Annotated in this window: 9 protein-coding genes; all 9 read right to left on the bottom strand. The window is 50.3% G+C overall.

Annotation, left to right across the window (positions count from 1 at the left end; genetic code table 11):
• Nucleotides 1–75: 75 nt before the first annotated feature.
• Complete coding sequence (gene recO / locus ACLUYS_RS02775; RefSeq protein WP_412658970.1) at nucleotides 76–903, bottom strand: DNA repair protein RecO; 828 nt, start codon at nucleotides 901–903, stop codon at nucleotides 76–78.
• 169 nt (nucleotides 904–1,072) lie between these two features.
• Nucleotides 1,073–1,972, bottom strand: a complete 900-nt coding sequence (gene era / locus ACLUYS_RS02770; RefSeq protein ID WP_412658969.1) for a GTPase Era — start codon at nucleotides 1,970–1,972, stop codon at nucleotides 1,073–1,075.
• A 61-nt stretch (nucleotides 1,973–2,033) separates the two neighbouring features.
• Nucleotides 2,034–2,393, bottom strand: coding sequence for a diacylglycerol kinase family protein (locus tag ACLUYS_RS02765; RefSeq protein WP_412658967.1), 360 nt, complete (start codon nucleotides 2,391–2,393; stop codon nucleotides 2,034–2,036).
• Entirely contained in the window at nucleotides 2,374–2,829 is a 456-nt protein-coding gene (gene ybeY, locus ACLUYS_RS02760) for an rRNA maturation RNase YbeY (RefSeq protein ID WP_230268319.1), read from the bottom strand. The genes ACLUYS_RS02765 and ybeY overlap by 20 nt, the downstream gene beginning before the upstream one ends.
• Before the next feature lie 192 nt (nucleotides 2,830–3,021).
• On the bottom strand, nucleotides 3,022–4,044 hold the full coding sequence (locus ACLUYS_RS02755) for a LacI family DNA-binding transcriptional regulator (protein ID WP_230268318.1): 1,023 nt from the start codon (nucleotides 4,042–4,044) through the stop codon (nucleotides 3,022–3,024).
• A gap of 3 nt (nucleotides 4,045–4,047) precedes the next feature.
• On the bottom strand, nucleotides 4,048–4,806 hold the full coding sequence (locus ACLUYS_RS02750) for a hypothetical protein (RefSeq protein ID WP_412658965.1): 759 nt from the start codon (nucleotides 4,804–4,806) through the stop codon (nucleotides 4,048–4,050).
• Nucleotides 4,807–4,888: 82 nt separating this feature from the next.
• Entirely contained in the window at nucleotides 4,889–5,359 is a 471-nt protein-coding gene (locus ACLUYS_RS02745; RefSeq protein WP_412658964.1) for a hypothetical protein, read from the bottom strand.
• 365 nt (nucleotides 5,360–5,724) lie between these two features.
• Nucleotides 5,725–7,044 carry a UDP-N-acetylmuramate--L-alanine ligase gene (locus ACLUYS_RS02740; protein WP_288338840.1) on the bottom strand — a complete coding sequence of 440 codons (1,320 nt, stop codon included), beginning with the start codon at nucleotides 7,042–7,044 and terminating at the stop codon, nucleotides 5,725–5,727.
• Complete coding sequence (locus ACLUYS_RS02735) at nucleotides 7,041–7,874, bottom strand: hypothetical protein (RefSeq protein ID WP_288338841.1); 834 nt, start codon at nucleotides 7,872–7,874, stop codon at nucleotides 7,041–7,043. The genes ACLUYS_RS02740 and ACLUYS_RS02735 overlap by 4 nt, the downstream gene beginning before the upstream one ends.
• Nucleotide 7,875 lies beyond the last annotated feature (1 nt).

The following is a 7,875-nucleotide window of genomic DNA, read 5'->3' as shown; positions in this document are numbered from 1 at the left end:
CTTATCCAAATAAGATAACGTCACCGTGATATCACCGTGAGGAAGGTACGACTTCCGAGACAGGTTAGGTTCAAATCATTGTTTTATCCGGAAAACCGAATGGCATTGGTTCGAAGACGTTTTGTCTTTCTTTCGATCACCCATTTCGATCAGCTGTTTCAGCAGATCCAGAGAGCGCAGACGGCTGTCGGTCGTGTACTGATACCACTCCATCAGCCAGAGCAGAAACTGATCGTCCTGCGGGCGCAGATCCTGACGATACAGCTTTTCTAACGGATAGCGCGTCAGTCGACGCAGCAGCATGAGATCTGCCTTGGGCCAGGGCTGGTGTTCGCCCAGATGGTCAAGACAGACAAATCCGCCGGTTTCGATGGACACGCCTGCGATCCGGTCCGTTCTCGAACAGACGGTGCATTCATCCACATTCATCAGAACGCCTGCTTCATGAAGAATTTCGATCATCGTCTTGCACGCAGCCAGTCGGGCATCCGCGATTTCGCCTTCCTGCGCCTTTTGCCAGAACGAATGCAGATCGTAATAAATTTCGGGTGTACTGTCGTGCCGAAGAATCAGGGACGTCAGGATCTGGTTGATGCACTGGTATTCGAGCGATGACGAATTTTTCCAGTACGACTCGATCACCTGTCCGTTGATCAGAAACAGAAAATCCCGGGAATACTTCGGATCGTAAGCGATACGGGTAAGCGAAAACGGCAGAAACAGCCGGCGGTTTTTGGACGTTTCCTTTTGTACGCCTTTGGCATAGACTTTAAAAATTCCATTTTCATCCGCCATCGTAATCAGGCCATCGTTGTCCTTGTAGTCCATTGTGGAAAGAACAAGCCCCTGTCTGGACTGAATGCGCGCTTCGCCCGACTCAAAAAACTGATTTTCTTCTTCCATGCGTTTTTCCTCCTTCTGACTCGCGGCCAAGAATGCAGGGCAATGTCGTTTCTTTGCAGCCTGCCGTACTCAGCACGCCTCTTATTATCCGGATTTGCACGTCCCGGGAAAAGCCCAGAAGAAAACAGCTTCTGGCCAGAGTCGTCTGTACCAGAAGCTAGTAAACCGGTCAGTCGTCGGAGAGTTCGTCCAGACCGAATTCCTTAATTTTGTTTTCCTTATTGCGCCAGTTCTTTTCCACGCGCACATACAGCTCGATGTTGACAGGCTTGCCCAGTTTTTCCTTAATGTCCTTCTGGGCGCTCATGCGGATGGAGCGGATCATGTCGCCGCCCTTTCCGATCAGAATGCCTTTTTGCGAGTCGCGGTCGACGATGACGATAAAGGACAGGTAAACCTTGCCGTTGAATTCTTCCATGCTTTCCAGCAGAACCGCAATGGAATGCGGAATTTCGTCGTGCGTTTTCTGCAGGATCTTTTCGCGAACGAGTTCGGTCAGCTGGAAGTTCAGACCGTGGTCGCTCTTCATTTCGCTCGGATAGAGCGGATCGCCTTCCGGCAGGTAATCCTTGAAGACGTGCAGAACTTCATCGATATTTTCGCGTTTCAGAGCCGAGAGCGGGATGATTTCTGCAAAATCGTACAGTCCGGACCAGTAGTTCAGACGTTTAAGCAGATTTTCGCGGGACATCTTATCCACTTTGTTTAAAAGCAGAATAATCGGTTTTCCAAGCGTTTTGAGACGTTCGAGAATAAAATTGTCGCCCGAGCCAAAGGACTGCGTTCCATCGACAATCCAGGCCACGACATCCGCGTCTTCCATAGCGATATACGCGTTTTTATTGAGGACGCGTCCAAGTTCCTGCTGCGGTTTATGAATGCCCGGCGTATCCACAAAGACAAACTGCGCAGCGTCCTGGGAAAGAATGCCGGCGATATTGTTTCGTGTCGTATTCGGCTTATCTGACATGATGGCGATTTTCTCGCCAAGTAAAGCGTTTAAAAGCGTCGATTTACCCGCATTGGGCCGGCCGACGATAGCCACAAATCCAGATTTAAAAGGTGCCATACAAAACTCTCCATTCTAAAGCAGACCGGAACTGATCCGGATCCAGCCAGAAGTTTTTTCTTTACGAAAACCAGGCCAGAAAAGGCGGCAGAAAAATAAACATGGCCGCGCAAAGCGCAAAGACTGAAGCCAGCAGAACCGCAGCAGCGGCCATATCCTTGATCAGACCGGCGCGCGGATCCCGTTTTTCCGATATGTAATCCACGGTTTTTTCGATACAGGAATTAAAAATTTCCGCCATGATGACCAGGCAGACGGCCAGGATAATCCACAGCCAGTCGCTTCTGGAAATTTTCAGAATCAGCCCGGCCGCAATCGCCAGAGCGGCGAGAACAAACTGAAAGCGGACGCTGCGATCGCGAAGCATTCCATAGCGAACGCCGGAAAAGGCGTAGCGAAATCTATTGATCAGCCACTTCATGAAGGATGTCTTTCTGTAAGGAAAACATGACTTTTTCATCTTCCGGTGTCATATGATCATAGCCGCAAAGATGCAGAAGGCCGTGGCAGAACAGGAAGCAGGACTCACGGCGTACGGAATGACCGTATTCTCTGGCCTGATCTTCCACTGCCTGGGTATTGATAAAAATATCGCCCAGCTCTTTTTCTTCTTCCTCAATGAAAATATTGGAAGAGTCATCTTTCATCGCAAACGAAATGACATCCGTTGGCCGGTCAATGTTCCGGTAGTCGCGGTTGATTTCATGAATCTGCTCGGGATCGACAAAAATTACGGAGCAGACCAGATCGTCGTCAAGATTCATAAGCCGTCCGGCTTTTTCCATGATCGTCTGGTAATCCTTTACGTAATCGTGATCCGGCAGATGGTCCGTCATTTGATTAAAAACAATTTCCATGGCTTCATTCTACCCCACATTCGTTTGTATGCCGTTTTGAGAAACCGAACGATCCCTCTCCTGGATTTCAAAACCGGGAGGTTCGGTTTTTCGTTTTTCGGTTTGATTATTTGTTCAGCCTGTTTCGTTTTAACGAAACGCCCTGAACAGTCGAAAAGCAGGCTTGAAGCCTGCTTTGGATTTTTTGAAATACTATTTGAGCTCGCTTGGCAGAGTGGATTCTCTGGCAATCGGAGAGGCTTTGATCTCGATGATCTTTTCGAGATTCTGGCCGTCCTGGCCGACGAGCATTTTTGTCAGAACACGCATCGCGATCGCACCCATGTCGTATTCTGGCACATTGTAGGCGCTCAGCGTCGGACGCATCATCGGCAGATACTTGGAATCGAGTACCGTAACAATCTGCAGATCTTCCGGAACGGAATAGCCGTTTTCCTTGGCTGCGTTCAGCATGGCGATCGCCTGCGAATCGCGGAAGGCGATGTTCAGCGTATGCGGCTTGTGCGTCTTGAGATAGTCCGAGAAATACTCGTAGCTTGTCTTGTACGTATCGTTATAGGACAGATAGTTTTCAAACGTCATGCCGGCGTCTTCAAAGGCGCGGGAAATGCCCTGCTTCATCTGGGTCATCATGGACAGGTTGAGCTTGTCTTCCATCAGGGCGATGTCAGTAACGCCTTTTTCAAAGCAGTCCTTGACCAGATCGTAGGCGAGCTGTTCGAAGTCAACGAATACGTTGCCGACGTGTTCGTGTTCGGAATCTTCAAACTTGCTGCCGACAACGACCATCGGCACTTTGTATTCGTTGAGTACGTCCATTTCTTCCTGCGTGAAGTTGTCATTAAACAGAATGACGCCGTCAACGCGGGACTTGATAATGGATTCGATGACATCCTGCATTTTGGAAATGCCCTTGGATGTCGTGTGGAACATGATGTTGTAGTTGTAAATGTGCGCTACGTCCATCAGTCCGTTGAGAATGCGGGCGTTGTAGGCGAGCAGCTTTTCCGACATGACAATCGAAACCGTCGTCGTCTTGGACAGAGCGAGGCCCTGCGCTACTGCATTGGGCTTATAGCCGAGCTTTTCAATGACTTCCTGTACGCGCTGACGGGTATCTTCGCGGACTACGCGGGAGTCGTTAATAACACGGGACACGGTCGCAAGGGATACGTCCGCTTCCTTGGCGACATCGTAAATTGTAATTCGTTTCATTGCTTATTCCCCATCTGTATCTTCTGGCAGATCCGGCAGATCGTGTTTGTCTTCTTTGCCCTCTTTGGCTTCCGGCTGAGTGAAGAACGACTTGATGCCGCTAAACAGTGCGTTTGTGAACTGGTTGAATCCTTCTTCGGAACGGTCAACCGCGCTGCGAAGCGTTTCGCTGTGGCGCAGATCGTCGACTTTGTCATTGACTTTATCTGAGATCTTGCGCAGTTCCGGGATTTCCATCAGCTTGTCGTAGCCGAATTTCAGACCGTCGCCGATCAGGCCGGCAGTTCCGAGTACGAAGTTCTTTCCGGACTCCATTGTCTTTTTGAAGTCTTCGCTCTGGGAAACGGCGATCGCCGATTTGCGCGCGTTTTCGAGTACTTCCGCGATTTTCTCGGATACGCCCTTGAATTCCGCTTTCAGGCGTTCCGGCTGCGTATTGTCTTTCATCCATTTGGAAAAATCATCAAAGATTTCTCTGGCTTCTTCTTCCGCATCGTCCACGACTTTGGCATTTTCCGGATTGTCTTTTTCGCGCATGGCATCCAGTGCTTTCTGCGTGGCTTTTTCCATTTCGTCAATGGCTGCAGTACGTGCTGCATCTTCCTTGGCTTCTGTATCTTCGTCCGGTGCTTCTTCTTTCGGTGCTTCGAGAAGTTCTTCTTCTGGCACATCTGGCAGTTCGGGGGTATCGGCTGGTTCTTTTTCAGCCGTTTCAGTCGCTTTTACTTCTTCAGTATCGACTGTTTTCTTTTCATCTTCCATTACATATCCTCCATGGCTTTCCTGGTTCGAAACAATTCTGGACTGACTGGACGTCTGTTGACTGGCGTCCTGTGCTGGCCGTTCAGTCCTTCTGTTCAGGCCGGGTCTGGCTTTCTTCCGTGACGATGGCGCTGACTTCCTCTTTCACGATGCCGACCGGCTGGAAATCGGCTGCAGGAGCAGACTGACTTTCCGGCTGCACATCCGGCTCGGTTTCTGGACGGGTCGATTTGCGCTTAACGCCTTCGGATTTCTGGTTCATTTTGGATCCGAGCCGCGTTGTACCTTCTGAGAAAACTTTGATGGCTCCCATGGCGGCCTTCTTGGCTGAATCCGAAACCTGATCGACCGTATTGGATACCTGTCCGATCGTGTTCAGAGGAGACTCAAGTTTTACCAGATCCCGATTGACGGCTTCCAGAGTTTTGGAAAAGGTCTTCATGGTGTCGATTACGGATTTAAAGAGCATCGCGAGATAAACCAGAGCGATGACGCCCGCAATCGCCAGGGCAATTCTGGCCAGATACATCAGAACATCAAGATTTACTGTCATACAATTCCTTTCTCTGTCTGATCCGTTTTGAGATGTTTCAATTCGTTCAAATTATAGCACTGATGACGTTATTCATTCTTACGGATGAAAACTTTTCATTGAACTTTGAAAAGATTCAGTGTTCTGTTCGATGACGTAAAGAAATTCTTTGACGATTGGCTCCAGATTCAGTCGTTTTCCAGAATGGAAAATAAAGAAATACTAAACGCATTAATCTAAAACGGATATGTTATTAATCAAATATACCATCGATCAATTCAGAAGGCGCCTTCTTGTGACCTGCTCACTGAGCGCCTCAAAAAAATCCGTCCATTCCCTGCGGAATGCGACGGATTTTCGCATGTAAATCCAGTTTGAGGCGGACTTTATTCGGCTTCGAGAAGGCGCTTTTTGAGCAGATTCTTCAGAAGATAAATGTTTTTCGAAGACATGAAGATATAAACCGCGGGGCCCAGATCCTGCAGCTGCTTTGCGCTTACTTCATCGATCTCCAGCAGACGGCCATTTTCAAGACGATCGAGAAGATCCTGAATGGTCACTTTGATCGAATCGTTTTCCGGATGAATATTGGAATCAAAGTCGAGTACGGCGCTCGCATCCGCTTCGTTAAGCGAATCGGCAAAGCCGTCCAGGAAATACTCCAGACGGGAATAGCGATCCGGTTTGTACAGCGCGACGATCTTCTTATCCGGATAGCGATGACGCATGCCGCGGATCATTTCGCGAATAGCGGTCGGATGGTGCGCGTAATCGTCTACAAGAACGTTTTCGCCGATTTCTTCAATCACAGAACGGCGGGCGATGCCCTTAAAGGAATCGATCTGTGCCGCAATCTGATCGGCCGGCATGCCAAGCTGATGCGCCAGCGCGAATGCGCCCAGGGAATCCCATACGAAAGGCAATCCGCTTTCGTGCAGGATGAGATCGACGATTTTCTCACCTTTGTACAGAACGCTTAGCGTAGAGCCGTGTTCATCCTGCACCAGATTGACGCCCTGATAGTCATTGCCGTCGTTCAGACCGTATTTGACATACGGAATGGGATAGTCCAGTCCGGGCAGCCAGGGGTCGTCGCCGAAGATGACGGCTTCTTTTTTCGTCTGGCGAATGAAGCTCTGGAAGGCGGAAATGTAGTCGTCAAGATCTTTGTAGTAGTCGACGTGGTCGAGCTCAATATTGGTGATCAGCGCGTAGTCGGGATGATACGCCAGGAAATGCCGCTTGAATTCGCACGACTCGAGAACGAAATGCTTCGCATCGGCAGGCATATGGCCGTTTCCGTCGCCGATCAGATAGCCGGTCGGTTCCCACGCAGAAAGAATGTGCGCGAGCAGACCAGTCGTGGTGGATTTGCCATGACAGCCGGCTACGCAGATGGAATTGTAGGATTCCAGAAGATGGCCTAAAAACTCGTTGTAGCGATACACTTTCACATCGTCCATGGCTCTGGCCTGAACGAGTTCGGGATGATCGTCTTCAAACGCGAGACCGGCGATCACGGTATCGCCCGGCTGGATATTGGCGGGATCGAAGGAATAAATTTCGATGCCGCGCTCTTTCAGTCCGTCTTCGGTAAAAATGTATTTTTCGATATCGGAGCCGCGCACCTCATTGCCTTGATCGGCAAGGATTTCGGCCAGAGCGGCCATGCCGGTTCCTTTGATGCCGGTAAAGAAATAATTCATTCCTTATCGCCGTCCTTTGAAGACGTTCTTGCCGGACGCGAAAGATAGGCGGCAAGATCCATAGGTTTGGAATGGGTATTCGAAGCGGCTGCGGCATTGCTGAGAAGCTCATCCGTCAGACGCGTGCGGTTTGTGTTTGTGCGCGCCGCTGCGGAAGCCTGCGCTGCCTCATGCGCCGGTGCGGCTTTTTCGGCTTCCTTAGCGGGCGCTTCGGCTGCGGCTTTGGGAGCAGCGGAACGGCGTTCGCCAAGCGGGGCGCGCTTTTTCGGTTTTGGAGTTGTGCCGTACATTGGCGAGATGATCTGAATCATGTCGGAGTGATCCTGCGGTTCCGGCAGATTGATCGCATCGTGTACGGCGTCCACATCTTTCTGATCTTCGGGAAGGTTTCCGAAAATTGGAGAAAGAACGGCAGAGTAGTCAATAAAGGCGGTTTTATCCTTGCGGGAAGCACCTTTGCGCGCCTGGGCCGGTGCTTTTTTTGCTTCCGTTTTTTTCGCATGGCTTCTGGCAGTCTGGCTGCTGCTGTTTGTCGAAGGACTCAGCGTCTCTTCAACGCCCGCAAAGAGCGAAGATTCCGGCTTGCGGGAGGTGCTTGCCAGGAAATCGTTAGCCTGACGGTCCACTTCCGCTGGAGTGACCGGTTCGAGCACGGCTGGCTGAACGGCTGGCGCCGGCGTTTCGTGAACCGCAGGAGAAACAGGCTCTGCAGCTGCAGGCTGTTCTTCAACAGGTTCTTCGGTGGTTTCTTCGACGACATCTTCGTCATCGTCTTCGATGGAATCGACGGTTTCAAACAGGAACGATTTCATCATGTCTTTAATTCCCATA

This window comes from Allobaculum sp. (assembly GCF_047010065.1).
Lineage (GTDB): Bacteria > Bacillota_I > Bacilli_A > Erysipelotrichales > Erysipelotrichaceae > Allobaculum > Allobaculum fili.
The sequence above is the reverse complement of the archived record's forward strand: the minus strand, read 5'-3'. Positions and strand labels throughout refer to the sequence as shown.

Excerpts from the sequence above, each read along its gene's own strand:
- era (WP_412658969.1), bottom strand. The coding sequence starts at position 1,972 with ATGGCACCTTTTAAATCTGGATTTGTGGCTATCGTCGGCCGGCCCAAT.
- recO (WP_412658970.1), bottom strand. The coding sequence starts at position 903 with ATGGAAGAAGAAAATCAGTTTTTTGAGTCGGGCGAAGCGCGCATTCAG.
- ACLUYS_RS02745 (WP_412658964.1), bottom strand. The coding sequence starts at position 5,359 with ATGACAGTAAATCTTGATGTTCTGATGTATCTGGCCAGAATTGCCCTG.
- ACLUYS_RS02755 (WP_230268318.1), bottom strand. The coding sequence starts at position 4,044 with ATGAAACGAATTACAATTTACGATGTCGCCAAGGAAGCGGACGTATCC.
- ACLUYS_RS02750 (WP_412658965.1), bottom strand. The coding sequence starts at position 4,806 with ATGGAAGATGAAAAGAAAACAGTCGATACTGAAGAAGTAAAAGCGACT.
- ACLUYS_RS02735 (WP_288338841.1), bottom strand. The coding sequence starts at position 7,874 with ATGGGAATTAAAGACATGATGAAATCGTTCCTGTTTGAAACCGTCGAT.
- ybeY (WP_230268319.1), bottom strand. The coding sequence starts at position 2,829 with ATGGAAATTGTTTTTAATCAAATGACGGACCATCTGCCGGATCACGAT.
- ACLUYS_RS02740 (WP_288338840.1), bottom strand. The coding sequence starts at position 7,044 with ATGAATTATTTCTTTACCGGCATCAAAGGAACCGGCATGGCCGCTCTG.
- ACLUYS_RS02765 (WP_412658967.1), bottom strand. The coding sequence starts at position 2,393 with ATGAAGTGGCTGATCAATAGATTTCGCTACGCCTTTTCCGGCGTTCGC.